Consider the following 26,161-nt stretch of genomic DNA (forward strand, 5'->3'; position numbering starts at 1 on the left):
AACGCCGGCCGGCGCCGGCGCCGTCAGTGCAGCAAGCGCGTGCCGTCTTCGTCCAGCAGCTCTTCCAGGACCAGGTTGTCGATCTCGGCTTCCTGGCTCCAGAGAACCATGAGGGCGATGATCTTGATCTTGGAGAGCGGCACGGGCGATTCCGGCGCCGCCAGGCCCCGGTCGATGACGATCTCGCGCAAGGGCGCGGGCAGCACGCCGGCCGATTCCAGGAAGGCGATGAAGCCGATGGATTCGGAGCCGAGCTGCTGGTATTCGTTATCGGTGTAGATCCGGGTACCGGTGGCGGGGGCTTGGGCGAGATCGACGCAGCGTTCGGTGGTTTCGGCCAGGCCGTAGAGCCAGCCGAGCGCGTCATCGATGTCCTCGTGCTCGAACCCGGCGGCGGCCAGCCGTTTGGCCAGCACGTCAGCGGCGGGACAGGCTTGCGGCGTGTAGTAATTCTCGTACAGGTAAACCAGGATATCGAACATATGGCGCAGTCTTGTGCCTGTTTGCACAGTCGGCCCGCATATCGGCAGACCAGCAAACATGAATTTTACTTTACGCTGATTTATTTGCCCGGGCAACCGCCGGAAAGACTGGGAACGGGGGGCGTAGTGGCCTTGCGACAGTCATGAAAACCGCGCGGAAAGGCTGACAGAATAAGGGGTTGCGCGATGTGGCCGAGGCGGACTGCCGGGGTCCGCCCCTCTTTAATACCCCTACGCTTCAGACGGTTTTCGGCGCCGTTTCCAGTTTCAGCTGCGCCAGCTGGCGGATGAACACCGGAATGCAGATGGCCAGTCCGATCAGCCCGCTGGTCAGCCCCGGCAGGATGGTCAGCAGCGCGCCCAGCGTGCACAGCCAGCGTTCCCAGCTTTTCATGCCCACCAGCATGTAGCGCGAGAACGCCGCCGAGAGCAGCACCAGCCCCACCATGCAGCCGAACAGCGTCACGAAGAAGTCGTACCACGTGAAGCCCTGCACCGAGATCAGCAGCGACGGCGAGAACACGAACACGAACGGCACGATCAGCTTGGTGATGCCCAACCGGAACGCGGTATTGCCGGTCTTGAAGGGATCGCTGCCCGCCATGCCCGCCGCCGCGTAGGCCGCCAGCGCCACCGGCGGCGTGATGTCGGCCAGGATGCCGAAATAGAACACGAAGAAGTGCGCCGCGATCGGCTGCACCCCCAGCTGCACCAGCGTCGGCGCGGCCACCGCCACCATGATCAGGTAGTTGGCGGTGGTGGGAATGCCGCAACCCATCAGGATGCAGACGATGCCCGTCATGATCAGCGCCGCGACCAGCGTCAGCGACTGGGCGTTGGCGATGGTCTCGGGAATGATCGCGCCCGCCACGCCGGCGATCGATTGCGCCGCCGAGATCACGATGTACGAGATCTTGAAGCCCACGCCCGTCAGCGTCACCACGCCGATCACGATGCCCACGGTGCCGGCCGCCGCGCCCACCGCCAGCGCGTACTTGGCGCCGGTCTCGAAGGCTTCGTACAGATCGCGCCAGTGCAGCCGCTGGAACGGATTGAGCAGGCCCACGATGATGCAGCCCGTGATGCCGGCAAACGCCGCCAGGTACGGCGTGCGGCCGCTGGCCAGCACGCCGATCAGCAGGATGAGCGGAATCAGCGTCGGCCAGCGCATCTTGAACGACTGCTTCAGCTTGGGCATTTCCTCGGCCGTCAGCCCGCGCAGGCCCTCGCGCTTGGCCTCGAAGTGCACCTGCATGAACATGCCGAAGAAATACAGAAAGGCCGGGAAGATGCCCGCAATCGCGATCTGCTGGTACGGAATGCCCAGGAACTCGATCATCAGGAACGCCGCCGCGCCCATGATCGGCGGCGTGATCTGTCCGCCCGTGCTGCTGGCCGCCTCCACCCCCGCCGCGAAGTGGCGCGGATAGCCGATGCGGATCATCGCCGGAATGGTCAGCGAGCCCACCGTCACGGCGTTGGCCACCGACGAACCCGACAGCATGCCGAACATGGCCGACCCGAACACCGATACCTTGGCCGGGCCGCCCGCATAGCGTCCGGCGATGGTGGACGCCACGTCCAGGAACAGCTGGCCCAGGCCGATGCGCGTGGCCAGCACGCCGAACAGCACGAAGTGGAACACGTAGGTGGCCACCACGCCCACCGCCACGCCGTACACGCCCTGGCTGGTCAGGTACATGTGGTTGACGATCTGCGACCACGTATTGCCCGCGTGCTGCAGCAGCCCGGGGAAATACGGCCCGAAGGCGGCGTAGGCCATGAACACCAGCGCGATGATCGGCAGCGGCCAGCCCATGGCGCGGCGCGTGGCCTCCAGCAACCCGATCAACAGAATCGAGCCCATCAGCACGTCGATCGGCAGCGGGTTGCCGACGCGGAACGCCAGATCCTCGAAGATATAAGGGATGTACAGCACCGACAACGCCAGCGCGATGGCGATGATCCAGTCATACAGCGGCACGCCGCCCGGCGCGTACCAGGTGGACTTCGGCTCGCGCTGGTAGTGCGCCTTGGAAAAGCCGAACACCAGGAAGATCAGGCTCAGCACGAAGGCCAGGTGCACGCCGCGATGCGTGGCTTCGCGCAGCAGGCCGAAGCCGGCGGTGTAGTAGTGGAACAGCGACAGCGCCACCAGCAGGCCCGAGACGATCCAGGTTGCGCTCTTGTGCAGCGGCCGGAAGCGGATCTCGGAATCGTACTTTTCCGCCAGCTGCTGTGTTTTCTCGTGGTCTATTTCCATAGCCGTGTTTCTCAGGTGAATCGCGAACAGGGCCGCCCGAGGCGGCCCTGTGCAAGCGCGGCGCCGGCGGCCGCGCGCTTCCCGATGGGAACGGATCGGCGCTTACTTCAGCAGGCCGATTTCCTTGTAGAACTTCTCGGCGCCCGGATGGAACGGGATGCCCGCGCCCTTGACCGCGTTGTCGCGGGTGATGAGCTTGCCCTTGGCGTGGCCGTTGTCCAGGGTCTTGCGGGTGGCGTCGCTGTACAGCGCCTTGGTGACGTCATACACCACCTGCTCGGACAGCTTGGCCGACGTGACCATCTGCGCGTTGACCGAGATGGTCTTGACCTCGGGCAGATTTTGGTAGGTGTTGGCGGCGATGGTGTCCGGCGTGAAGAATTCCTGCTTGGCGCGCAATGCGTCGATTTCCGGGCCGACCAGCGACACCAGTTCGATGTTGCCGGAAGACGCCAGTTCGGCGATGGCGCCAGCCGGCGCGCCGCCCACGAAGAAGAACGCATCCAGGCCGCCGTCCTTGAGCTTGTCGCCGGCCTGGTTGGGCTTGAGGTACTCGGCCTTGACGTCCTTGTCGGTCATGCCATAGGCGCCCAGGATCAGGCGCACGTCCACCAGCGTGCCGGAACCCGGCTCGTCCATCGACACACGCTTGCCCTTCAGGTCGGCCACGCTCTTGATGCCCGCGCCCTTGCGCGTCACCAGGTGGATGCTTTCCGGATACAGCGTGGCGATCAGGCGCAGGTCCTGCGCCTTGGGCTTGCCTTCGAAGGTGCCGGTGCCGCTGTAGGCCCAGAACGCCACGTCCGACTGCGTGAAGCCGGCTTCGAACGAACCGCCCATGATGCCGTTGATGTTGGCCACCGAACCGTTGGAGGCGACCGCGGTGGCGATCAGCTTGCCGGGTTGGGACACGGCGTTGGCAATGATGCCGCCGATGGGGTAGTAGGTGCCGGCGGTGCCGCCGGTGCCGATACGGAAGAACTGCTGGGCTTGCGCGGCCCCGGTCGCGCCGACAGCGGCGGCGGCCATGGCCAGGGTGGCGATCCAATTCCTGAGTTTCATGCGAGCTTCTCCGTTATGAGTGGAAGTAACCTATTGTTGTGTTGAAATTCTGGCACGCCACCCGCCCTGCGCCAATGGCCTGGAAGCTATCGTTTACCAGGGGTTGCCGCAGTGTGGAAACGTCAACGGTCCGGCGTGGGCCATCGCGCGCGGCGGCGGTTCACGGTTACGCCGCAGGTTTGATCACGGAGCTATTCGATGTCCCAAGAAGTCATACGCGGCATTGCGCTGCCCCCGCCCGCGCAGGCCGGCGATCCCCTGGCCAGCGTCGACACGCCCAGCCTGGTGCTGGATCTGGCCGCGTTCGAGGCCAACCTGCGCGCCATGCAGGCCTGGGCCGACCGCCACGAGGTCGCGCTGCGGCCCCACGCCAAGGCCCACAAATGCCCCGAGATCGCGCGCCGCCAGCTGGCGCTGGGCGCGCGCGGCATCTGTTGCCAGAAGGTCAGCGAGGCCGTGCCCTTCGTGGCCGCCGGCATCACCGACATTCACATCAGCAACGAAGTGGTCGGCCCGGCCAAGCTGCGCCTCTTGGCCCAACTGGCGCGCGCTGCCAAGCTCAGCGTCTGCGTCGACAACGCCGCCAACCTGGCGCGGATCTCGCAGGCCATGGCCGCGGCCGGCGCCGAGATCGACGTGCTGGTGGAAGTGGACGTGGGCCAGGGCCGCTGCGGCGCGTCCGACGACGCCACCGTGCTGGCGCTGGCGCAGCAGGCGCGCGACCTGCCGGGCGTGACCTTCGTCGGCCTGCAGGCCTACCACGGCTCGGTGCAGCACTTGCGCACCCGCGAAGAACGCGCCGCGGTCTGCCGCCAGGCCGCGCGCATCGCCGCGTCGTATCAACTGCTGCTGCGCGAGAGCGGCATCGCCTGCGACATCATCACCGGCGGCGGCACCGGCAGCGCCGAATTCGATGCCGCCAGCGGCGTCTACACCGAACTGCAGGCCGGTTCCTACGCCTTCATGGACGGCGACTACGGCGCCAACGAATGGGACGGCGCGCTCGCCTTCCAGAACAGCCTGTTCGTGCTGTCCACCGTGATGAGCACGCCGGCGCCGGACCGCGTCATCCTCGACGCCGGCCTGAAGTCCACCACCGCCGAATGCGGCCCGCCCGCGATCCACGGCGCCCAGGGCCTGCAATACGCCGCCATCAACGACGAACACGGCGTGGTGCGCGTGGCGCCCGACGCGCAGCCGCCGGCGCTGGGCGACACGCTGCTGCTGGTGCCCTCGCACGTCGATCCCACCTTCAACCTGCACGACGGGCTGGTGGTGTATCGCGACGGCATCGTGCAGGACATCTGGGAAATCTCGGCGCGCGGGTTCTCGCGCTGATGGCGGGGGCGGGCCGTCGGCAACGGCCCGCGCCTAGCGCGCCAGATCCGTCATCCCCAGGAACTGCCGCAGCTCCGGCGTGGCCGGCGCAGTGAACAATTCCTCCGGCGGCCCGATCTCGTGCACGCGCCCCTGGTGCATGAACACCACGCGGTCGCACACCTCGCGCGCAAAGCGCATCTCGTGCGTCACCATCAGCAGCGTCATGCCGTCGGCGGCCAGCTCGCGCACCACCGCCAGCACCTCGTTGACCAGCTCCGGGTCCAGCGCCGACGTGATCTCGTCGCACAGCAGCGCCAGCGGCTGCATCGCCAGCGCGCGCGCGATCGCCACGCGCTGCTGCTGCCCGCCCGACAACTCCTCGGGCCAGGCGTCGAACTTGTGTGCCAGCCCCACCCGCGTCAGCATCGCCCGCGCCAGGTCGGCGGCCTGGTCCTGCGGCATGCGCTTGGCCACCATCGGCGACAGCATCACGTTGCGCCCCACCGTCAGGTGCGGGAACAGGTTGAACTGCTGGAAGATCATGCCCACCTTCAGCCGCAGCGCGCGCAACCGCAACTCGTCGTCGCCCAGTTGCGCGTCCGCCACCATGATGGCGCCGCTGTCGATCTGCTCCAGCCCGTTCACGCAGCGCAGCAGCGTGCTCTTGCCGGAACCGCTTTTGCCGATGATGGCGATGACCTCGCCGGGCTCGACGCGCAACGTCACCCCTTTCAGGACTTCGTTGTCGCCGAACTTCTTGCGGACGTCTTCAAGGGCGATGAGGGGCATGCAACTTCCTTTCCAGCAGCAGGCTGAGGCGCGACAGGGGCCAGCACAGCGCGAAATAGATCAGCGCGGCGCAGGCATAGACAGTGAAGGGGCTGAAGGTGGCGTTGGTGATCACCGTGCTGGCCTTGGACAGCTCGGTGAAGCCGATGATGGAGGTGAGCGCCGTGCTCTTGACGATCTGCACCGCGAAACCTACGGTCGGCGCCACCGCGATGCGCAGCGCCTGCGGCAGCACCACGTAGCGCATCTGCTGCACGTAGCCCAACGCCAGGCTGGCCGAGGCTTCCCACTGGCCTTTCGGAATCGCTTCCACGCAGCCGCGCCAGATCTCGGCCAGGAACGCGCCCGACCACAACGTCAGCGCCGCGCCCGCGGCCAGCCACGGCGGCACCTCGACCCCGGCCAGCGACAAGCCGAAGAACGCCAGGAACAACTGCATCAGCAGCGGTGTGCCCTGGAACAGTTCGATATACGCCCAGCTCACGCGCCGCAGCAGCGCCACGCGCGAGGTCCGCATCATCAGCGCCAGCCCGCCCATCAGCGCGCCGCCGGCAAACGCCACCAGCGACAGCACGATGGTCCAGCGCGCCGCCAGCAGCAGGTTGCGGACAATGTCCCAGGTGGTGAACTCGATCATCGCGCCGCCTTGCGGAACAACCGCCTGCCCGTCATGCGCAGCAACTGGCGCAACAACACCGCCAGCACCAGATAGATGCCGGTGGTCACGAAATACACCTCGAACGCGCGGAAATTGCGCGACTGGATGAAATTGGCCGCGAACGTCAGGTCCTCGGCCGCGATCTGCGAGCACACCGCCGACCCCAGCATCACGATCACGATCTGCGACGACAGCGCCGGCCAGATGCGCGCCAATGCGGGTTTCAGCACCACATGGCGGAACACCTGCAAACGCGTCATCGCCAGGCTGGCGCCGGCCTCGTACTGGCCCTTGGGCGTGGCGTCGATGCCGGCGCGGATGATCTCGGCGCTGTAGGCGCCCAGGTTCAGCGCCATCGCCAGGCAGGCCGCCTGCATCTCGCTGAACTGCACGCCCAGCGACGGCAGCCCGAAGAACACGAAAAACAACTGGATCAGGAACGGCGTGTTGCGCACCACCTCCACATAGGCGGTGACCGGCGCGCGCAGCCAGCGCGGCCCCTGCGTGCGGGCCCAGGCGCAGGCGATGCCCAGCGCCACGCCCGCCACCGCGCCAAACGCGATCAGCTCGACCGTCACGCCAATGCCCTTGATGAGCACCGGCGTGTAGTCGAACACGGAAGCGAAGTCGAATTGATAAGCCATGAACAGCGCTCCGGCGCGCGCGCCTGCCTTACAGATCCTTGGGCAGATCGGCGCCCAGCCACTTCTTGGAGATCGCCGTCAGCGAGCCGTCGCGCTTGGCATTGGCCAGGATCTCGTTGACCTTGGCGCGCAGCTTCGGCTCGTCCTTGTTCAGGCCGATATAGCAGGGCGAATCCTTGATCAGGAACTTGGTCTCCGGCTTCTTCGGCGGGTTGCGCGCCAGGATCGCGGCCGCCACCACGTTGCCCGTGGCGATCAGCGGCACCTGACCCGACAGAAAGGCGGTGATGGTGCCGTTGTTGTCTTCATAGCGCTTGAGCGTGGCCGTGGGCGGCGCGATCTTGGTCAGCTCGATGTCCTCGACCGCGCCGCGCGTCACGCCGATGGTCTTGCCCGCCAGGTCGGCGGCCGACGCCACCTTCACATCGGCCGGGCCGAACACGCCATTGAAGAACGGCGCATACGCGTCGGAGAAATCGATCGCCTTCTCGCGCTCGGGATTCTTGCCCAGGCTGGAGATCACCAGATCCACCTTGCGGGTCTGCAGGTACGGCACGCGGTTGGCGCTGGTCACCGGCACCAGCTCCAGCTTCACACCCAGCTGCTTGGCGATCAGCGCGGCCGTGTCGATGTCATAGCCCAGCGGCTTCATGTCGGCGCCGACCGAGCCGAACGGCGGGAAGTCCTGCGGCACCGCGACCTTGAGGGTGCCGCGCTTGACGATGTCGTCCAGGGTGTCGGCATGCGTGAGCGGCGCGGCCAGCAGCGTGGCGGCGGTGCAGAGGGACAGCAACAGGGTTCTACGGTTCATGAGGACCTCTCCAGGGCGCGCCGCCCCGGGAGCGGGGTCGAGCGTTGCACACCAATTCGGTATACAAAACTGGAAAAGCAAGTTCCGTGCCATTTTGGGCACGCCGTGGGCCGCCGCGACGAGGGTCGCGAAATGCACCGAGGTGGTGCGCGACGCGCCAAGGCGGCGCATTGCCGGCACCGCAATGGGCCGGGCTCCGTTACTATCGTCCGGCGTTCACCTGCACGCATCGCAGTATCAGCCAATCCTCGAAGCATCCCCCTACGGAGATTTCCATGAGTGGTTACTACGATTTGAAGCGCAGCGGCGACCAATACATGTTCAACCTCAAGGCCGCCAATCATGAGGTCATCCTGACCAGCGAGCGCTACACCAGCAAGGCCAGCGCCCTGGAAGGCATTGCCTCGGTCCGCCAGAATTCGCCGGTGGATGCGCGCTACCAGCGCAAGACGGCCACCAACGGCTCGCCCTTTTTCAACCTGACCGCCACCAACGGGCAAATCATCGGCCATAGCGAGATGTATTCCAGCGCCGCGGCCCGCGACAACGGCATCGAATCCGTCAAGAGCAACGGCCCCACCCCCACGGTCAAAGACAACACCTGAACGTGAACAGGGGCGGCGGCATCACTGCCACCGCCCCTGTTTCGCAGAGGGGGCACGGGGCGCGGCGATTCGTCGCCATGCCCCGCCCCACGACGCACTCGGCAGGCCTGGCGCAAGAGGCCATCCGGCCCCTGCGATCCCCCCGCGCGTTTTCAAACGAGCAATCAGTCCACCTGCGCGCCCGACTGCTTGACCGCCTTGCCCCACTTGTCGACCTCGCCGGCGATGAACGCGCCGGTGGCCTCGGGCTTCATCGGCATCGGCTCCGCGCCGCGATCACGGAAGAACTTCTGCATCTCGGGCGTGCCCAGCACGTGGGCGATCTGTTGGCTCAGGTAATTGGTCACAGCCGGCGGCGTATCACGCGGCGCCAGCACCGCCGCCCAGCCGATCGCCTCGAAACCGGGATAACCGCTCTCGGCCACCGTCGGCACGTCCGGCAGTTGCGGCAGGCGCTTGGCCGTCGTCACCGCCAGCGCCACCGCCTTCTTGCTCTGCACGTGCGGCAGCCCCGCCGTCACCGAATCCACCATCAGCGGCACCTGGTGCCCCAGGAAATCCGCCTGCGCCGGGCCGCTGCCCTTGTACGGAATATGGCGGATGTCGATATTGGCCGCCGCCTTGAACATCTCGGCCGACAGATGCTGCGTGCCGCCGATGCCGGCGCTGGCATACGCCAGCTCGCCCGGATTGGCGCGCGCCTGCTTGACCAGCTGCTGCAGCGACGTGATGCCCGAAGCCGGCGTCGCCAGGAACATCAGCGGCACCGAGAACACCCCCGACACCGGCGCGAAATCCTTGGTCAGGCTGTAGTTGATGGTCTTGTACAGCGTCTGGTTCACCGCCGCGGCCGAGCCCGCGATCACCAGCGTGTAACCGTCCGGCGTCGCGCGCGCGGCCTGCTCCATGCCGATATTGCTGCCGGCGCCGGCGCGGTTCTCCACCACGATCGGTTGTTTGACGGCCGTGCCCAGCTTCTCGGCCAGCGCGCGGGCGAAGATATCGGTGGCCTGCCCCGGCGGGAACGGCACGATCAGGCGGATGGGACGGTCGGGATATTCGGCATGCGCGGCCGTCGCGGCCGCCGCCAGCACCAGGCCGGCGGCAAGACTGGAAAGAATTCGTGTCATGATCGGTCAGTAAAAAGCGACAAAGCGCGGCGTCCGGCGCCGGCCCTGTTGCATAAAATAGAGAGCCCCGCGCAAGCGGCCCTTTTGGGGCGGCCGTGGGGCGGATCGGCTGGGGGTGCGTCACGATAGCATTCCCCCGCCGGTGCTAAATTCGGCATTTAGCGTTTCCCCTTCTTTTTCAACCCCTGTTCTCTCCTTTCAGCAGGAACCGCCATGGAATTCAGCCAGTACAACGTCAACGCCCTCATGGAGATCACCTCCCGTCCGGACCTCGTGTTCGTGCGCGGCCAGGGGTCCTGGCTGGAGGATCACGCGGGCAAGCGATACCTGGACTTCGTCCAGGGCTGGGCCGTCAACACCCTGGGCCACAGCGCCCCGGAAATGCAGAAAGCCCTGCTGGACCAGTCCAAGCTGCTGATGAACCCGTCGCCGGCGTTCTACAACCTGCCCTCCATCGAACTGGCCACCCGCCTGACCGGCGCCTCGGTCTTCGACCGCGTCTTCTTCGCCAACAGCGGCGGCGAAGCCAACGAAGGCGCCATCAAGCTGGCGCGCAAATGGGGCCAGGTCAACAAGAAAGGCGCCTACAAGATCATCACCATGAACCACGGCTTCCACGGCCGCACCCTGGCCACGATGTCCGCGTCCGGCAAGCCGGGCTGGGACAAGATGTTCGCGCCGCAGGTGGAAGGTTTCCCGAAGGCCGAGATCAATGATCTGGAATCGGTGCGCAAGCTGATCGATGATCAGACCGTGGCGATCATGCTCGAACCCGTCCAGGGTGAAGCCGGCGTCATCCCGGCGACGAAGGAATTCATGCAGGGGCTGCGCAAGCTGGCGGATGAGCACAAGCTGCTGTTTATTGTGGATGAAGTGCAGACGGGAATGGGCCGTACCGGCACCCTGTTCGCCTATCAGCAATCCGACGTGGTGCCGGACATCATGACGCTGGCCAAGGGGATTGGTGGTGGGGTGCCGCTGGCTGCGTTGCTGGCCCGTCAGGAAGTTTGCGTGTTCTCGCATGGGGACCAGGGTGGCACGTATAACGGGAATCCGTTGATGGCGGCTGTCGGGGTGGCGGTGTTTGATGCGCTGGCTGCGCCGGGCTTCATGGAATCGGTTAATGCGCGCGCCAAGCAACTGTCCGAAGGGCTGCTGGCTTTGTCGGCCAAGTATGGTATGAAGGGTGAGCGCGGGATGGGGTTGCTGCGTGCGCTGGTGATGGATCGCGATGATGGCCCCGCTATCGTCGAGGCTGCGCGGAATCTGGCGCCCAATGGCCTGCTGCTGAATGCGCCGCGGGGGAATTTGCTGCGCTTTATGCCGGCGTTGAATGTGACGGCGGAAGAAATCGATACGATGCTTACGCAGTTGGATGGGTTGATTGCGCAGGTGCGTAAGGTTTGAATATCGTTTTATCGTAGGTAAAACACGGGCTGCTTCTGCGGCCTTTGTTTTTTCCATATGACTATTTATTTGGCATCGAAATCGAATTATGGCCGCTTTCGGTCAAAGCAGTCGTACTGATCACGGGAAAGCAGAAATTCAACGGTCACGCTAAGCTGCGCCGAATCGAATCGGAGGGAGGCTTCGCCGCGCACGTCGTCCAGAGGCTCAGCCTCTTGGCGGCATGCGGGCCCGGTCAAGGCGGCGATGGATAAGAGAGACCATCGTCAGTAAGTCCTCGGCGTCCTCCTTCGGCATCGCCCAGTTAACTCTTGCTTCGTGAGCCGTCGGGTTGCGGAACATACCGAATGTTCCACGCACGAGGTTGGCGAAACCATTCTGCTCGCTTTTTTCGCTGGCCGTGGAGCGCGGATTGATTGCGAGCAATGGAGGTTCACCGCTTAGGGCTCGATCTACCAAGGAGGCACCGTCATCGGTGAGGCCGGTCCGGGATCGCATCTTGTCGGCAACACTCTTCACGGCTTCCTGCACGGCGTGAAAATAGTTGTCGGCCAAAAGTTCGGCGCGGCAGAATCTTAGGACATCTGGGTGGACGCCTCGGCCCTCAAGGTCGGCCCGCAATTCGCGTGCACGTCGCTGTGCTTCGGGCAGAGTCCGTGCTACCTCCGAAGAACTGAGCTCGCCGGCCTGGTCCACGACCAGTCCAGCAAAGGCGAGCGCTTGATTAAGAAGTGCGCGCAACGGCTCGTAGCGGCTGGGCTCGCGGCTATAGCGTGCGGGCTTCATAGCGTGCCGGATGAACGCCAACACATGGGTCCGGTTCTGCTTAGTGTTTTGGCTCTCGGCAAACGCGTTGTAGATGCGAACCCTTTTCGTAATCGGGCCGGGATCGGTCATCTTGCTCGAGGCGATAAGGTGTTGGATCTCATTGCCAGTAAGCCCGGCGCTCGTATCGCCAAGCGCTCCCGCTATTGCTTCCAACTGATCTTGCGAAAAGAGTGCCATCAAACTTACCTCCTTTCTTCGCGGGTGGCTGTAGGTAGAAGGCCTGTAAACCCCGGACAGGTATGCCGTGTAAGGTGCGCGCAAGTGGGCCGAGATGCACGAGTCAAGACGGTGAGGCGGATCACATTATTCAACGGTGTCAGAGGCGGGGTCACGCCTGTTGGTTTCGTCCAGCGGTGTGTTCAATAGTGCCGAATTCATCTGCCGGTAGAGCGGACCAATGTCGGTTTCGACCTCTTCGTAGAACTCAGAAAGCAGCATGCTGTACTTCTTGTCGAAAATGATCGTCTTGTCGAGCTGCGTGTCCGAGTGCTTCGTGACGCAGACTATTAACTGCATGGAAACCGGAAGGTTTTCGGCAATAAATCCGAGTACGACGTGCAGGTTCAGATCGTCCTGGTCCTGCTGGTTTGGAGAGTCGATGACCACGGGGATCGACATACCCACTTGCTCATCGTGGCATACCTTCCATAGCGCGGCGTAGTAAGCGAGGAGTAGGCGGGGACCGCCGCTACCCGATCGGTTAGGTCTGCTGACAATGTTGGGGTTGCCCGCTGGATCTGGCACGTTGAGCGCCTTCCTCGCGTGTGCGTAAGCTTCCCTGAATGCCGTTACGATTCTTTTTGTCCGCTTCTTGTCGGTCAATGCGACCAGACGTGCATCGATTTCTAATAGCTTGACGTTCCAGTCCGCAAGTTCACTAGTAATCTGTTCCCTTTCCGCGTCGAACGCCCTATGGGCAGCTTGCGACCCGTGGGATTCCACGACTTCGCGGAATCGTAGCTCCCCGCGCTTATGCTCAAGTATGTCGTTGATCCTCGCGTAGTTGCCTCGTAGCGACTGGAGCTCCTTGCTAGTCGATTCCAGTTGGCGCTTCGCATCAACAAGGTGTTTTTGGAGCGTTCGCGTCAGTTCCTCCAGGATCCTCGCATCCTCCGCATAACCAAGGTGGTGTAGGAACGATTGCTCGTGCTCAGCCCCGCAGGTAGGGCATACAATTTCGTGTGCGTTGGCCGTACTGGCAAGGTATTTTTGGTCACCCGCGTATTCCCTTAACGATGCGAAGGCCACTTGGATTTGGTGGTTGATACTTGCGATCACCTCGCCTTCGCGGACGTGCTTAGCACGTAGCGCCTCCTGAAGACGGTTGAGGTCGTTCGCTTCTGCCGTTAGGCGTCGGATATCCTCTTCGAAACCTTTCTCTGAAAGCTTTACGGTATCAACCGGGAGCGCGTGACTAAGTCGACTGCGAGTGCGCTCAAGAAGCTTCATCTCATTAACCAGCGCGTCAGCCTCCCTCGACACCTCACTGTGCTCGCTTTTGAGGTCATAGTATTTTGCAGGCTTGATTCCGCTGAAATACTCGAGAATGCTGCGAACCGGGGCCGCATACTGCATCGTTGCAGGGAAGGTGTCCCACTTGTCCCGCCAGCTTCCGTCTTGGTCGATGTAGAAAGGAAGGAAAAAGCACGCAGGATCGGCAAGCGTGCCTTGGCCCGTCTTTTTAGAGGTCAGCATGAGTTTGAAGCCGACGAGCGTCGCGAACGCCTCCGTCCAGGCCGCATGCGAATCAGTTGCCTTTAGGAGTTTGCCCGAAGAATCGTAAAGCGCGCGCGAGCCGCTGTGGTGGATCGCCGTGAAAGACTTTCCGTCTACTTTGAACCGCACCGCGGAGACGGTCTGCGGATCCCACTGTTCAAGGGTACCCAGAGGTTTGGCTCCGAGCGTTAAGAAGAGATGTTTAACGAGGCTTGACTTGCCTGTGTGATTCTCCCCTTGGATCAGGTTCCTGTGAGGGTGAAAGCTCACCTTCCTTGCCCTTTTGTCGCGGTGCGATAGCAGCGAAATGCTGTCGAATTGGAAGGTTCTCATAGGATCTTGTAGATAAAGCTCGGAGGAGTTTCCTGAAATTAGGCTGCGGCATTTTTCGTGACCTGAATTAGCAAATACGCAAACACTTCAGCTTTTTTGAATGCCGGATGCAATGCGGCGATCCTTTCAACCTCGGCGCCCAGCGCCGGAAGCAACGGCGCAGCGCCCATTAGCGCCGGCGCCGCCTTGACGCATTCGTCGATCAAAGCAAGTTCGTCGGTTCCCCATACTCCCGAGACGAGGGCGGAAAAGTATTTCGCAATCCCGATGTCTATCGTTATGCGCATGAGTGGCGAAAGCCCCTCTAGCAACAGTGCAACAAGGACAGAGTCGAGGTGCAATTTCAGGTCGGGCACGCCCTTGAGGTCTGCTAGAGCAGCGTCCAATTCGGCGATCGAGTACCCCCGTTGGCGCCGGAGTTCCCTAAAGGAGGTAACGGGTTCCGTCTGCCTTCCGAGCGCGCTGAGTTGGACAAACAGAGCGTCTATGAATGCCTTCGCCTGACCAGCGCTCGCCGGCAGATGCTTGCTCAGGTAGGCTGTTGCGGCCCCAAGCGCCAAGAGATGCGGATTGTCTGGATGCAGGGTGGTTTTTCGGAGGGCAAGCCGTTTGAGATCAGGTATCTCGCTAGGGGTCGCATGTAGCAGGGCCAAACCTTCGGTCAGCAAGGACGCGTGGCTGCTGTCCAGTTCCGACGCTAAGCACTTGAGCAGAGACGACGCGGTTCCGCTCGCCGCCAGCGGAAGGTCGCAACCCGCGTTTGATACGAAATGCGCGGTGGCGTCCAATTGCTGTATGGCTAAGCCAGCCTTGTAGAGTTTGCCGACAGGGCTCTTCTCCACTCTGGACAAGGTAGGAGCCACCTTCTTTTTACGGGCGTCCGGCTTGCGTATTCCAGTAAGTTCATTGAACGACCACTCGCCGCCATCCTTCTTTTTGATTTGATAGATATCGATCCGAGTGGGAGCCGTTTCGGAATCAAACTCAGCAACATCTTGGATCGATTCAAAAAGGAGGAGAAAATCGGTCGCCGCAGCTTCCTTAAGCTCAATTATCCGAAGGATTGCCCAGTAGCGCTGGAAGTCCACTCCTTTCTGTCCGTGGCCGCCGCCAGCCTCCGCAAAAGCCGGATTTTGGCTAAGCGAGAATATTTCGGTGAATTTTTCTTCTGCGGGCGCCATAGCTGGTTTGATGGATATCGCTCGTGGAACCGTAGTTTCGCGTGCCGTTGTACCGCGTGGATCCGGCTAATTTATCAGCGCGAGGGCCGGTGTGCAACCTCTTGTTACTGACCGGAAAAAAGCAAACCAACTAGCGTTTTTTAGGTTGAAAACTCAACTTTCTGTATAAGTGTCGCGATTGACGTCCGCTTTGGGTCGAAAGCAGACCTCACTTGTTGTCTGCGCCAGTGGCAAAATTGCCTCCTTTTGCAGATAAAGTACCGATCACCGCCTTATACTCCCTACACTACTGTCACCAACGGTAGCCCCGGTTTGGAAGCCGGCAATGTCTTTGGCGGACCGCCGCCGCTTGGCGGCTTTTTCACGTCCGTACGCCTCTGCACGTCCCTATGGGCGGGCCCTGGCGAGGGTGCGTTCGCGCACGCCGGTTTCCAAAGACGCCGGTCTTCCAACCTTGCCTTGCGCCCGCCCACCCCATTTGGAAGTGGGGAGCGGGCTTCATCAGTCTTTGGAGCCTGTCATGCAATCCCACCCCCTCACCCAAAACCCCTGGCTGGTCGACACCGACCCCGAGCACGCCCCGGTCCCCCTCTCCCACCTCTACAACATCGAACGCGCCCGCTACGCCATCCAGACCATCGCCCGCCTGGTCGGCAACAGCGCCTCGGAGCCCGCCGCCACCGGCAGCCAGCCGCTGGATGCATGGACGGTGGCCGCGTTGATGGGCGGCGTGGAGGGCCTGTGCGATCACCTCGGCACCCTGACCGACGCCATGCTGGAATCGGCCCGCGCTTACGCCGATGACGCCGCGTTCGACGCCGCCACGCACAACGCGCCGCGCTCGATCCAGTAACCCGAAAAAGACCAACGGCCTGCCGCGTAATGCGTCAGGCCAGTTCTAGACCAAGCGTCAGGCTGCCCCATTCCCAAGCATCAAGCCACCCTCACCCCGCCCGCCGGAACGCCCGTCGATACCCCATCGGGCTCGTCCCCACGATCCCCGTGAAATGCTCCCGTAGCGACACCGCTGACCCGAACCCCACCTCCATCGCCACCCGCTCCACCGGCAGGTCCGTCGTCTCCAGCATTCCGCGAGCACGATTCACCCTCGCCTGGATCACCCATTGCAGCGGACTGACCCCCAGCAGTTCCTGAAACCGCCGGTTCAAGGTGCGCACGCTGACCGCGGCCTGGGCGGCCAGCGCGGCGACGGTCAGGTTCTCGGCCAGCCGGTGTTCGATCCAGTGCAGCAGCGGCGTCAGGTTGGTGTGCGAGGCCGGCGTGGGCCGGACGATGAATTGCGCCTGGCCGCCGGCGCGTTCCAGCGGCACGACGGCGAGGCGGGCGCTGTTGGCCGCGCCGGTGCTGATCATTCTGCTGGTGGTGCTGAAGCCGTTCTGACCTCGTCCGTGAAGCGCAGTCATTCGCTTCGTCCGAAACCCACGGCCTGCACGCGCATGGACGCCTTGAAGCCCTTCAAAATGGGTTTCAGTCTATCCACGATAGTGATACGCGTGCATTGCCATGAATGCCCTGTTTGTCGAACGGCCCGAGTTCTCGCGCGACCGCGAGAAGTTCCTGGACGATGACGCATTTCGCGCGCTGCAATGCATGATGCTGAAAATGCCGGAGGCGGGCGTGGTGCTCGAAGGCACGGGCGGACTGCGCAAGCTGCGCTACGCCGATCCCCACCGCAGCCGGGGCAAGCGCAGCGGCCTGCGGGTGATCTATTACTGGTGCGATGCCGAACGGCAATTCTGGCTGTTCCGGCTGTACGTCAAGGTGGACGTGGACGAAGACACCGTCGGCCGCCGAATCGTGTCAGGCAAGCAACTGGCGCGGGCGCTGGGCAAGGCGGGACTACCCCTTGAGGCCGCGACGCGGCAATCACGCAAGCGTTCGTCGCATTATCGGGCGCCCAAGCATTCGGCGAAGGTGGGCCTGGACTGAACGGACGAAAGGCATTGAGCGAGGCCGGCGCGGGGCTTTCGATCCCGCGCAGCGCGATTGCCGCCGATGCGCGCACTACCCACACAACATGCCATTCATCCGATTTTCGTGCGCATCGCGCCGAATCTCGGATCGTTCCTACGTCGTGCACGAACGGAGCGCGACTAAAAATGAAGTCCTGCATGGCGCTTTGCGAAGCGCGCAATTGCCGATTCCAGATATCGCCGGCGATCCGTGGCGGGTGACGGGGTGTGGGGAGTCCCGCAGTCATCAAGACGATTGCGACGCCCTCCCTCCAAGCCGCCTTCAACCGAATACGAATGATGTCCAAGCTCCGTTCCCTGATGGCGTGGTCCGTGGCCTTCACGCAGGTCTGGTCGCCCGTGCTGGCGCAGACCCTGCCGATCGCGGTGGACAGAAGCGTGCCGGGCGCCAAGCCCTTCGTGAGCGTCAGCCATGGCGTGCCGGTGGTCAACATCGCGCCGCCTTCGGCCGGCGGCGTGTCGAACAACCGCTACACGCAATTCAACGTCGGCCCGTCCGGTGTGGTGCTCAACAACAGCGGCGGCGCCAGCCCGTCGCAACTGGCCGGGCAAGTGGACGGCAACCCCATGCTGGGCAATCGGCATGCGGGCACCATTCTCAACCAGGTCACCGCGCCCAATCCGTCGCAACTGCTCGGCACGTTGGAAGTGGCAGGCAACCGGGCCAACGTCATCGTCGCCAACCCGGCGGGCATTACCTGCAATGGCTGCGGATTCCTGAACGCGGACCGCGCCACGTTGACCACCGGCAAGCCGCGCATCGGGCCGGACGGCGGCATTGCCTTTGACGTGACGACAGGCCGGCTTGGCATCGAGGGGCAAGGCCTGAACGGCATGAACCTGAGCCAGGTGGACCTGATCGCGCGCACGCTGGAGATCAACGCCGGCATCTGGGTGAACCGGCTGAACGTGACGGCTGGCGCATCGCGCGTTGACTATGGCTCGGGTGCCATATCCGCGCAGGCGGGCGACGGCCCCGCGCCCATCGTGGCGCTGGACACCGCCGCGCTGGGCGGCATGTACGCCAACAGCATCCGCCTGATCGGCACCGAGGCCGGCGTCGGCGTGAACATCGGCGGCAATCTCGCCGCGTTGACGGGCGCGCTGTCGGTCGACGTGAACGGTGATGTCCGTATCCAGCCATCGGGGCATATGCAGGCCGCCACCGACTTGACGGTACGTAGCGCGGGCGATGTCGTGAACGCGGGCGCGGTTGCCGCGGCCGGCGCTTTGGCCTTGGATGCCGCAGGCAGGATCGCCAACGACGGGGCCATGTCCTCGGGCGCCGGCAGCCGCCTTGTGGCTGGCCGTTTCGACAACGGGGGGGCGGTGACCGCTGGCCTGCAAGCGGATGGCTCGCTGCGGCCGGCCACGCTGGATGTGCAAGCCGCGCGCATCGGCAACACGGGCACCCTGCTGGCGGGCGGCGATGTCCTGTTGCGCGGCGACACCCTCGATCTGTCGAACGGTCAGTCGGCGGCCAGCGGCGTATTGGCGTTGGACGCCACGGGCGCGTTCGTCAACCGAGGCGGCGCGCTATATGGCGCATCGGTCTCGCTGCATGCCGGCAGCCTGGACAACGCGCTTGGCAAGCTCACCAGCGGTGGCGCGCTCAACGGCCACGTGGCAGGCGCTATCGATAACGGTGGCGGCACGATCGCTGGCGGGGATACGGTGGCGCTGGACGGCGACGTGGTCGTCAACGGGACTGGCGGCGTGGTGTCGGGCCGTGCCGTGGCGATCAGCGGCACCCGCCGAATCGACAACCAGGAAGGCGTGATCCAGGCCCGCGACACCGCCCGCATCGATGGCGGCGGCGCGTTCCACAACCGGGGCGGCAAGCTGCTGGGCGGCGATATCGCGCTGCAAGCGGCCGATGTCGATAACCGCGATGGCGTCTTGCAGGCGCAAGGCACGCTGGCGGTCGCCAGCGTGGGCGCGCTGCGCAACCAGGGCGGCCGCGTCTATGGCGGCGTGGTTGGCATCGATGCCGGCAGCCTGGTCAATGCCGCAGGCAAGCTCGCCAGCGCTGGCGCCTTGGACCTTGCCATCTCGGGCCGCCTCGACAACGCGGACGGCAGCCTGCTCGCCCAGGGGCGCGCCACGCTGGGCGCGGCGGACATGTTCAACGAACGTGGCCACGTCGCGGCCGACAGGTTGGCGTTGGACATCCTTGGCGACCTGCGCAACCAGGATGGCAGCGTCTACGGCGGCGTGGCCGACATCCGCGCCGCGGGCGTGGACAATGCGCGAGGCAAGATTCTTGGCGCTGACGAACTTACGCTGAATGCCGGCGGCAAGTTCGACAACGCTGGCGGCACCTTCGCCGCCGAGGGCGTGGCCTTGCTGCGCGCGCAGGAGGTGGCGAACGCAAACGGCCTGCTGGCAGCCAGCGACCTCACCCTGCAGACGCAAGGCGTGCTCGACAACCGTGCCGGCCGGATCCAGGGAGACGATGCGCTGGTCCTGCGCGCGGGCCGCGTGGACAATCGCGACACGCTGGCCGGCGGTATCGCGAGCGCTGTTGCCGGCGCCACGGACACTGACGCGGCCGATACCGATTCCCTCCCCGTTCGCCTTGGGTTGGCGGGGGCGCGCATCGCGCTGGTGACGGATGCCCTCGACAACCAGTCCGGCCGCATCGGCGCCGGCCGCGAACTGGACCTGACTGCCGGCGCGCTCGACAACAGCGGCGGCAGACTCGCCTCCCAAGGCGATGCGCGGTTTCAGGTCGGCGACCTGCGCAATGGCGAGGGCGAGCTGGCCACGGCCGGGTCGCTGGCCTTGGCCACCGGCACGCTGCGCAACGACGGCAAGCTGCACGCGGGCCAAGACTTGCGGATCACCGCCGACGCGCTCACCAATGGCGCGACGGGGGAACTCATCGGCCTGCGCGGCGTCGACCTGGCCATCAGCGGAGAGCTGGCCAATGCCGGCCTGATCGACGCAGGCGACAGCCACATCCGGGCGGGCAGTCTGCGCAACAGCGGGCGCCTTTACGGCGACCGCATCGCCATCCTGGCGCCGACGTTGTTGAACGATGCCGACGCCGTCATCGCCTCGCGTGGCGATATGGATCTGGGCGCGGGCACGCTGACCAACCGCGAGCATGCCCTGCTGTACGCGGCGGACGACCTGCGGATCGGGCGCGAGTTGGATACCGCGGGTCTCGCGGCGGGCCAGGCGGACACGGTATCGAACATCTCCGCCACCATCGAGGCCGGCGGTGACGCCCGCATCGCCGCCGACCGCATCGAAAACCTCAATCCGCACTTCACCAGCGAACAGGTGCAGGTCAGCCATGCCGACCGCAAGATCTACTACCGGCTGGAGAACGGCACCGAACTGCTGGACGGCGCCACCACGTGGCTGTGCGATTCGGTCACCACCTCGTGCGGCAAGGACCCGGCGTTCCTGAACGACGACCCCGACCGCAGCCTGTTGCTGCCGTCGGCCAAGTATCCGGAGTCGCGCTACGGTCCGCCGTTCGACTACGTGCCCCGGGTCAAGGGTGAAGAGGGCGTGGACGCACCTATTCCCCCGGCCTATGCGTGGGTACGGTCAGGGGGCGTACTGTCGGCACGCGTTCCTGTCCCTCGCTACCACGCCGGCGATCGCGTCTGGCAAGTGTTCGACGTGGAAGAACCGGTGCCCGTCCCTGCCCCACGGCAAGGCCAGTGCAATACCGACGATTGCGCAAAGGCAGCCGCCGCAGCGCGGGAAGAGGCGCAGGCGATCAACAAGGCGCGCCACGACGAACTGCAAGCCAGAATCCGCGCCTTCAACGCCGACTTCAACAACCGTCTGGTCCGCAACTTCTTCTACTACATCGTGCGCGAGGACGTCAGCGAGACCCGCGTCACGTCGTCGGACCCGGCCAGCATCGTGGCGGGCGGAGATGCCATTTTCACGGGCGCCGTCTTCAACGACAAGAGCCGCATCATCGCCGGCGGCATGCTGGGCGTGAACGGTCCGGCCATCGACAACCGGGGCGCGCAGGGCGAGCGGCGGGTCGAGCGCGTCGGTGTCGAGGTCCACACCGTCACCCGCAGGCGCCATCGCAACGAGTCCCAGGCGACGTACCAGGACACCGCCGGCTCCGAGCGCCGGGACGTGCCGGTAGGGGCCGTCACGGACCACGCCGTCCCTGGTGACACTGCGCTCACCGCGCCGCCGACGAGGCCCGCCCTCAATCCCCCAAGCTTTGCGCCGCCGTCCCGGCGGCCCGTCGCACGCATCATCGACATCGGCGCTCCGGGCAGCCAGACGGTGCGCGTGGTCACCCTGCCGCCCGTATTGCCGGCCAACAAGCTCTATCAGGTGATCACCGCGCCGGACGCGCCGGCCCTGGTCGTCACCGACCGCCAGTTCACCGGCTCGCGCAGTGCCGTCTCCAGCGACATGCTGCTGCGCCGTCTCAACCAGGACCCAGGCCTGACACTCAAGCGCCTGGGCGATGGCTTCTACGAACAGCGCCAGGTGGCCGAGCAGATCATGCTGGCCACCGGCAGCCGCTTTGTCGGCGACTACGCCGACAATGAATCGCAGTACAAGGCGCTGCTCGCGGCCGGCGCCGACTTTGCCGGCCGATTCGACCTGACGCTGGGCACCGCCCTTACCGAAGACCAGATGCGCCGCCTGACCGGCGACATCGTCTGGCTGGTCGAGACCACTGTCACGCTGCCCGACGGCTCGCGCCAGACAGTGCTTGCGCCCCAGGTCTACCTGGCCGTCAAGCCGGGCGACCTGCGCGGCGACGGCACCCTGATCGCCGGCCGCGATACCCGCATCGACGTGGCCGGCGACCTGACCAACAGCGGCACGCTGGGGGCGCGCCGCGCCCTGGTCGTCAACGCCGGCGACGTGCGCAATGCCGTCGGCGCCATGCAGGCCGGCAGCATCGACCTGAGCGCCCGCAACGACATCCACGACCTGGCGGGCCTGCTCAAGGGCGGCGCCATCGCGCTCAAGGCGGGCCGCGACATCACCCTGTCGGCCTCGACCCGATCCAGCGCCAGCGGCGGCGTCTCCAGCACCCGCATCGATGGCGTGTCGCGCATCGACGCCGGCACGCTCGACATCCAGGCCGGGCGCGACCTCTCGGCCCAGGCCGCCGTCATCGACGCCACGGGCGATGCGCGCATCCAGGCCGGCAACGACATCAACCTGACCAGCGCCGAGACCCGCTACGCCGAATCCTTCCGCTACGACAGCCGCAACCGCGCCGAGCTGCGCGCCGCGACCGATGTCGGCACGCGCATCGCCGCGGGCGGCGACCTGACGCTGCTCGCCGGCAACGATGTCAACGCCCGCGCCGCCGATGTCTCGGCGTCGGGCGCCCTGGGCGTGAACGCGCAGCGCGATATCAACGTGCTGGCGGGAGACTCGGCCGGCTACACGTACAACGAGACCTACTTCAAGGAAAAGGGATTCCTGTCCAGCAAGAAAACCCATCGCAAGAGCGAGACGGAATGGACGCAAGGCGTGAGCTCGACCTTCGGCGGCGACACGGTCGCGATGCTGGCCGGGCGTGACATCACTGTCCTTGGCTCGAACGTCCTGGGCGACCACGACGTCGGGATCGCTGTCGGCAGGGACTTGCAGGTTCTGGCCAAGGACGAAACCTACAAGGACTACCAGTACGAAAAGGTCAAGAAGTCGGGCTTCGGCGGCGGGGGCGGATTCAGCATCGGCTACAGCACGCAACAGCGCACCGATTGGATGCGCGGCGCCAGCGGGGGCTATTCGGCCAGCACGGTGGGCAGCGCGGGCGGCAACCTCGGTATCGATGCGGCACGCAATGTCGATGTCATGGCCAGCAACCTGCTGGCCCAGGATGGCAACATTTCCGTGGCCGGCAGCAACGTGGCGATCCTCGCCGGTGTCGGCGACGCGCGGCAACACGAATACCACGAGCTCAAGCAGTCCGGCCTGACCATCGGCGTGGCTGGCGGCATGCTGGGCGCGGCCCAGCAGGTCCAGGGAACCTTGCAGCAAGCCAGAGAGGCCAAGGATGGCCGCCTGGCCGCCGTCAAGGTCGGGCAGGCGGCCTATCAGGTCGTGCAGGCCAATCGGATGATGGAGGCGGCGAAGGCCGACAACGCAACGGCGGCGCGGAAGGAAGCCGCCAGCGCCCAGATCCAGATCAGCCTGGGCGCCAGCAAATCCGTCAGTGAAACCCGGCGCACCCAGGACACCGCCTTTGCCTCGTCCGTCATGGCCGGGGGCGATCTTTCCCTTGTGGCCGCGGGCGAAAAAGACGCCGCCGGCACGGGCAACGTGTCCCTCATCGGCAGCGATCTGGCCGGCAGGAACGTCCTGCTGGCGGCCACCAATGACTTGATGCTGCAAAGCCAGGCCGAGACCGCCACCGAAGTCTCCACCAGCAAGAACAGCGGCTGGAAGGTCGGCGTCGGCATCGGCGTGTCCGATAGCGGTAGTGGCGGCGGCATCAACATCTTTGCCAGCGGCTACGTGGGCAGTGGCAAGGCCCACGGCAACGGCACGACCCATCGCGAGACGCAGGTCAGCGCGCGAGACAACCTCGCGCTGCTTTCCGGGCGCGACACCCTGCTGGAGGGCGCCCAGGCGCGCGCCGACCGCATCCGCGCCGATCTCGGCCGCAACCTGACGCTGGCGAGCCAGCAGGATTCAGACCGCTACGACGCCAGGCAGAAGCAGGTCAACGCCGGAGGGAGCTTCAGCTTTGGTTCGATGACAGGCAGTGCCTATCTGGGCGCGAGTGTCGGCAAGACCAAGTCCAACTACGACAGCGTCATCGAGCAGACGGGGCTGTATGCGGGCGCGGGCGGTTACGACATCCACGTGGGCAGGCACACCCAATTGGATGGCTCGGTCATCGCCAGCGACGCCGATGCGGCGAAAAACGGATTGTCCACCGAGACGCTGGGATTCCGCGATATCCACAACACGGCGCAATACAAGTCGACCACGGTCGGCATCAACCTGGGCATGTCGGGTGCGTTCGACAAGCCGAACAAAGGCGCCGCGCTGGGCGCCGGGCCATCGGGGTTGAGTTTCGCCAGCACCAGCGGCAGCGAATCCGGCACGACCCGCGCGGCGGTGTCGGCGGGCACGCTGGCGGTGCGTTCGGACGCGGGAACGGGACGGGATAGCACGGCCGGGCTGAGCCGGGATACGGCCGGGGCGAACGGCAGTATTGGGAAGATCTTCGACAAGGACAAGGTCCGCGAGCAACTGGAGTTCCAGCAGGCGTTTGGGCAGTTGGGGATGCAGATTGCGGGGGATGTTGCCGATAGGCTCACGGCGGACGATCAACAACTCTGGGGCGAGGGCAAGCCTGGGCGCATGGCGCTGCATGCGGCCATCGCCGGGATTGGCGCGGCGCTGGGCGGTGGCGATGTGGCCGGCGCCATCTCGGGCACGCTGGCCGGTGACGCGGCCTCTAACCTCTTGCGCGATCAGGTCAATCAGGCGGTTGCGGGTTTGCCGGCGGATGCGCGCGATCAGGTGTCCAAGGTCATTCTGAACGTCGTGGCGAGCGCTGCGGGGGGAGCGACCGGCGGTATGAGCGGCGCCTCGGGTGCGTCGTTGGCCGATATGTACAACCGGCAACTGCACCCTGACGAAGGCGATTGGATCAAGAAAAATGCCAAGCGCTATGCCGAAAAGGAAGGGATCTCCATTGCTCAAGCCGAAGCCGAGCTTACATCGCAGGCATTGAGGCAAACGGATTCGGTCGCGGCTGAGCGGTACATTGAAAATAAGAATGCCAGGTCATTCTTGGCAGAAATGACGGGCTCGCAAGGGACGGACTTTGTCTTCTTTGACGGACGAGCTGGCGCCACGTTCGACAACCAACTCTTGCACGCGGGTGGCATCAAGGGCAATGCCGATCTAGCGGAGCTTTACGAACTTGCTTGGCAGCGCCGGCAGGAGGGTCTAGAGCATCGCTCGAATCTGTCGGGTTCAAATCTGGCGCTTGCCGATGCGACACGTGACGTTGCGAACTACGTCAATAATCCCGAGGATGTCGCGAAGGTGGCGCAGGCCCTACGAGACGAAAGAGCCAAGGCGGAAGCTGCTCGGGATTTCACGCTGGTTCGCGTTATAGACGACAAGCTAACGAACATTACCCTTATGGAACAGGGAGGAGTGTTTGATCTCAGAAATCTCACATGGGAACAACGTGAGGCGTTGGGAATGGCCCTGCAGGCCGGACTGGAGGGCGGTAGGCTTTCGGCCTCTCAGGTTCGGGCTATGGTCGCCAAGGCTCGAGTTGAAGCTGTGGCAGCAGGGAAGGGATCTTCTACTCTGCTACCGATTGACGCGTCGAAGAACGGAACAGCACAGACGTTACGCAATTCCGAGGTGGTGGACAAGGATGGAACCGTATTGGTTCGTCAGAATCCGGCAACGGGAGAGTACGAGGTAGTCAATCAACGGCAGTATTCCGGCAACGTGACAGTCGGAGGGGAGCTTATTGAGAGCCCATTGCGTCTTGTATTTACTCCGACCCCCGCTGTGCTTCAGACTCCGCGCGTTGGCTCTGTGGTCGCGAATGCTCTCTCTGCAGAGGAGGCAGCGCAGGCTAACGACATAGTGGCTCAAAGAGGTGGGCATTTTATCGGCGCACCGACAAGCAACTTTGCTGGTATTGATGGATGGTTGGATGGCATGCCTGTCCAAATGAAAATCGTGAAGGGACAGAGTATGCTGGCAATTCAGAGAAATATTGTTGGTGCGGCAAAGGATATGGACAGGGAAGGCTATAAAGGTGATGTATATATTGATGCTGTGGCATCGGGGATTAAAATAAATGAAATTACGGCCTTTGTGAAGGCGGGAGGCCCTATCGGAAATATTCTAAACGAAGGTGTTGTGAATAATATTAATATAAAAACCTCGGAAGGATGGTTGGTGATTACACGCTCCACGCTAAAGATAAGGCAGTAGC

Annotated in this window: 18 protein-coding genes; 6 read left to right on the plus strand and 12 right to left on the minus strand. The window is 64.3% G+C overall.

The window, feature by feature from the left end; all coding sequences use genetic code 11:
• Window positions 1-23: 23 nt before the first annotated feature.
• The 3 genes from ABFG95_RS15225 to ABFG95_RS15235 all read right to left on the minus strand — a co-directional run bounded on the left by ABFG95_RS15225 (window position 24) and on the right by ABFG95_RS15235 (window position 3,807).
• The gene (locus tag ABFG95_RS15225; RefSeq protein ID WP_049070415.1) at window positions 24-482 is read right to left on the minus strand and encodes a DUF494 domain-containing protein; all 459 of its coding nucleotides are present in this window, start codon (window positions 480-482) and stop codon (window positions 24-26) included.
• Between the two features lie 238 nt (window positions 483-720).
• Entirely contained in the window at window positions 721-2,745 is a 2,025-nt protein-coding gene (locus ABFG95_RS15230) for a TRAP transporter permease (RefSeq protein ID WP_049070417.1), read from the minus strand.
• A gap of 102 nt (window positions 2,746-2,847) precedes the next feature.
• Window positions 2,848-3,807: a TAXI family TRAP transporter solute-binding subunit gene (locus tag ABFG95_RS15235; RefSeq protein WP_006389462.1), complete on the minus strand. Its 960-nt coding sequence runs from the start codon at window positions 3,805-3,807 to the stop codon at window positions 2,848-2,850.
• Window positions 3,808-4,005: 198 nt separating this feature from the next.
• Between ABFG95_RS15235 and ABFG95_RS15240 the strand changes: the two genes are divergently transcribed.
• Window positions 4,006-5,145 (plus strand): DSD1 family PLP-dependent enzyme, encoded by a 1,140-nt coding sequence (locus tag ABFG95_RS15240; protein WP_348994725.1) that lies wholly within the window; start codon window positions 4,006-4,008, stop codon window positions 5,143-5,145.
• Window positions 5,146-5,178: 33 nt separating this feature from the next.
• On the opposite strand, the gene ABFG95_RS15245 is transcribed toward ABFG95_RS15240, so the two are convergent.
• From ABFG95_RS15245 to ABFG95_RS15260, 4 genes are read right to left on the minus strand one after another with little or no spacing between them, the layout of a single operon-like run.
• A complete protein-coding gene (locus tag ABFG95_RS15245) occupies window positions 5,179-5,916 on the minus strand; it encodes an amino acid ABC transporter ATP-binding protein (RefSeq protein WP_063583206.1) in 738 nt (245 codons plus the stop codon).
• Window positions 5,897-6,553 (minus strand): amino acid ABC transporter permease, encoded by a 657-nt coding sequence (locus tag ABFG95_RS15250; RefSeq protein ID WP_175143539.1) that lies wholly within the window; start codon window positions 6,551-6,553, stop codon window positions 5,897-5,899. Before ABFG95_RS15250 ends, ABFG95_RS15245 begins: the two co-directional genes overlap by 20 nt.
• Window positions 6,550-7,218, minus strand: coding sequence for an amino acid ABC transporter permease (locus ABFG95_RS15255; RefSeq protein ID WP_006389456.1), 669 nt, complete (start codon window positions 7,216-7,218; stop codon window positions 6,550-6,552). Before ABFG95_RS15255 ends, ABFG95_RS15250 begins: the two co-directional genes overlap by 4 nt.
• Before the next feature lie 28 nt (window positions 7,219-7,246).
• Complete coding sequence (locus tag ABFG95_RS15260) at window positions 7,247-8,029, minus strand: transporter substrate-binding domain-containing protein (RefSeq protein ID WP_054418795.1); 783 nt, start codon at window positions 8,027-8,029, stop codon at window positions 7,247-7,249.
• Between the two features lie 275 nt (window positions 8,030-8,304).
• On the opposite strand from ABFG95_RS15260, the gene ABFG95_RS15265 reads away from it, so the two are divergent.
• Window positions 8,305-8,634 carry a YegP family protein gene (locus tag ABFG95_RS15265; protein WP_054485399.1) on the plus strand — a complete coding sequence of 110 codons (330 nt, stop codon included), beginning with the start codon at window positions 8,305-8,307 and terminating at the stop codon, window positions 8,632-8,634.
• Window positions 8,635-8,798: 164 nt separating this feature from the next.
• Here ABFG95_RS15265 and ABFG95_RS15270 read toward each other — a convergent pair whose 3' ends face one another.
• The gene (locus ABFG95_RS15270) at window positions 8,799-9,764 is read right to left on the minus strand and encodes a tripartite tricarboxylate transporter substrate binding protein (RefSeq protein WP_063582404.1); all 966 of its coding nucleotides are present in this window, start codon (window positions 9,762-9,764) and stop codon (window positions 8,799-8,801) included.
• Between the two features lie 213 nt (window positions 9,765-9,977).
• On the opposite strand from ABFG95_RS15270, the gene ABFG95_RS15275 reads away from it, so the two are divergent.
• The gene (locus ABFG95_RS15275; RefSeq protein ID WP_348994726.1) at window positions 9,978-11,171 is read left to right on the plus strand and encodes an acetylornithine transaminase; all 1,194 of its coding nucleotides are present in this window, start codon (window positions 9,978-9,980) and stop codon (window positions 11,169-11,171) included.
• A gap of 207 nt (window positions 11,172-11,378) precedes the next feature.
• On the opposite strand, the gene ABFG95_RS15280 is transcribed toward ABFG95_RS15275, so the two are convergent.
• The 3 genes from ABFG95_RS15280 to ABFG95_RS15290 all read right to left on the minus strand — a co-directional run bounded on the left by ABFG95_RS15280 (window position 11,379) and on the right by ABFG95_RS15290 (window position 15,229).
• The gene (locus tag ABFG95_RS15280; RefSeq protein ID WP_348994727.1) at window positions 11,379-12,176 is read right to left on the minus strand and encodes a TIGR02391 family protein; all 798 of its coding nucleotides are present in this window, start codon (window positions 12,174-12,176) and stop codon (window positions 11,379-11,381) included.
• A 126-nt stretch (window positions 12,177-12,302) separates the two neighbouring features.
• On the minus strand, window positions 12,303-14,048 hold the full coding sequence (locus ABFG95_RS15285; protein WP_348994728.1) for a hypothetical protein: 1,746 nt from the start codon (window positions 14,046-14,048) through the stop codon (window positions 12,303-12,305).
• A gap of 38 nt (window positions 14,049-14,086) precedes the next feature.
• Window positions 14,087-15,229, minus strand: a complete 1,143-nt coding sequence (locus ABFG95_RS15290) for a dsDNA nuclease domain-containing protein (RefSeq protein WP_348994729.1) — start codon at window positions 15,227-15,229, stop codon at window positions 14,087-14,089.
• Between the two features lie 520 nt (window positions 15,230-15,749).
• On the opposite strand from ABFG95_RS15290, the gene ABFG95_RS15295 reads away from it, so the two are divergent.
• Entirely contained in the window at window positions 15,750-16,082 is a 333-nt protein-coding gene (locus ABFG95_RS15295) for a hypothetical protein (protein WP_054504342.1), read from the plus strand.
• 91 nt (window positions 16,083-16,173) lie between these two features.
• Here the strand turns inward: ABFG95_RS15295 and ABFG95_RS15300 are convergent, their stop codons facing one another.
• The gene (locus tag ABFG95_RS15300) at window positions 16,174-16,653 is read right to left on the minus strand and encodes a helix-turn-helix domain-containing protein (protein ID WP_348994730.1); all 480 of its coding nucleotides are present in this window, start codon (window positions 16,651-16,653) and stop codon (window positions 16,174-16,176) included.
• A 100-nt stretch (window positions 16,654-16,753) separates the two neighbouring features.
• On the opposite strand from ABFG95_RS15300, the gene ABFG95_RS15305 reads away from it, so the two are divergent.
• Window positions 16,754-17,179 (plus strand): hypothetical protein, encoded by a 426-nt coding sequence (locus tag ABFG95_RS15305; protein WP_049054749.1) that lies wholly within the window; start codon window positions 16,754-16,756, stop codon window positions 17,177-17,179.
• Between the two features lie 320 nt (window positions 17,180-17,499).
• The gene (locus tag ABFG95_RS15310; protein WP_348994731.1) at window positions 17,500-26,160 is read left to right on the plus strand and encodes a hemagglutinin repeat-containing protein; all 8,661 of its coding nucleotides are present in this window, start codon (window positions 17,500-17,502) and stop codon (window positions 26,158-26,160) included.
• Window position 26,161 lies beyond the last annotated feature (1 nt).

It is taken from the genome of Achromobacter sp. HNDS-1 (genome assembly GCF_040084795.1).
Lineage (GTDB): Bacteria > Pseudomonadota > Gammaproteobacteria > Burkholderiales > Burkholderiaceae_B > Achromobacter > Achromobacter ruhlandii.

Bases quoted from the DNA above. Each gene is read 5' to 3' on its own strand.
- ABFG95_RS15225 (WP_049070415.1), bottom strand. From the start codon at position 482: ATGTTCGATATCCTGGTTTACCTGTACGAGAATTACTACACGCCGCAA.
- ABFG95_RS15230 (WP_049070417.1), bottom strand. From the start codon at position 2,745: ATGGAAATAGACCACGAGAAAACACAGCAGCTGGCGGAAAAGTACGAT.
- ABFG95_RS15235 (WP_006389462.1), bottom strand. From the start codon at position 3,807: ATGAAACTCAGGAATTGGATCGCCACCCTGGCCATGGCCGCCGCCGCT.
- ABFG95_RS15240 (WP_348994725.1), top strand. From the start codon at position 4,006: ATGTCCCAAGAAGTCATACGCGGCATTGCGCTGCCCCCGCCCGCGCAG.
- ABFG95_RS15245 (WP_063583206.1), bottom strand. From the start codon at position 5,916: ATGCCCCTCATCGCCCTTGAAGACGTCCGCAAGAAGTTCGGCGACAAC.
- ABFG95_RS15250 (WP_175143539.1), bottom strand. From the start codon at position 6,553: ATGATCGAGTTCACCACCTGGGACATTGTCCGCAACCTGCTGCTGGCG.
- ABFG95_RS15255 (WP_006389456.1), bottom strand. From the start codon at position 7,218: ATGGCTTATCAATTCGACTTCGCTTCCGTGTTCGACTACACGCCGGTG.
- ABFG95_RS15260 (WP_054418795.1), bottom strand. From the start codon at position 8,029: ATGAACCGTAGAACCCTGTTGCTGTCCCTCTGCACCGCCGCCACGCTG.
- ABFG95_RS15265 (WP_054485399.1), top strand. From the start codon at position 8,305: ATGAGTGGTTACTACGATTTGAAGCGCAGCGGCGACCAATACATGTTC.
- ABFG95_RS15270 (WP_063582404.1), bottom strand. From the start codon at position 9,764: ATGACACGAATTCTTTCCAGTCTTGCCGCCGGCCTGGTGCTGGCGGCG.
- ABFG95_RS15275 (WP_348994726.1), top strand. From the start codon at position 9,978: ATGGAATTCAGCCAGTACAACGTCAACGCCCTCATGGAGATCACCTCC.
- ABFG95_RS15280 (WP_348994727.1), bottom strand. From the start codon at position 12,176: ATGGCACTCTTTTCGCAAGATCAGTTGGAAGCAATAGCGGGAGCGCTT.
- ABFG95_RS15285 (WP_348994728.1), bottom strand. From the start codon at position 14,048: ATGAGAACCTTCCAATTCGACAGCATTTCGCTGCTATCGCACCGCGAC.
- ABFG95_RS15290 (WP_348994729.1), bottom strand. From the start codon at position 15,229: ATGGCGCCCGCAGAAGAAAAATTCACCGAAATATTCTCGCTTAGCCAA.
- ABFG95_RS15295 (WP_054504342.1), top strand. From the start codon at position 15,750: ATGCAATCCCACCCCCTCACCCAAAACCCCTGGCTGGTCGACACCGAC.
- ABFG95_RS15300 (WP_348994730.1), bottom strand. From the start codon at position 16,653: ATGACTGCGCTTCACGGACGAGGTCAGAACGGCTTCAGCACCACCAGC.
- ABFG95_RS15305 (WP_049054749.1), top strand. From the start codon at position 16,754: ATGAATGCCCTGTTTGTCGAACGGCCCGAGTTCTCGCGCGACCGCGAG.
- ABFG95_RS15310 (WP_348994731.1), top strand. From the start codon at position 17,500: ATGATGTCCAAGCTCCGTTCCCTGATGGCGTGGTCCGTGGCCTTCACG.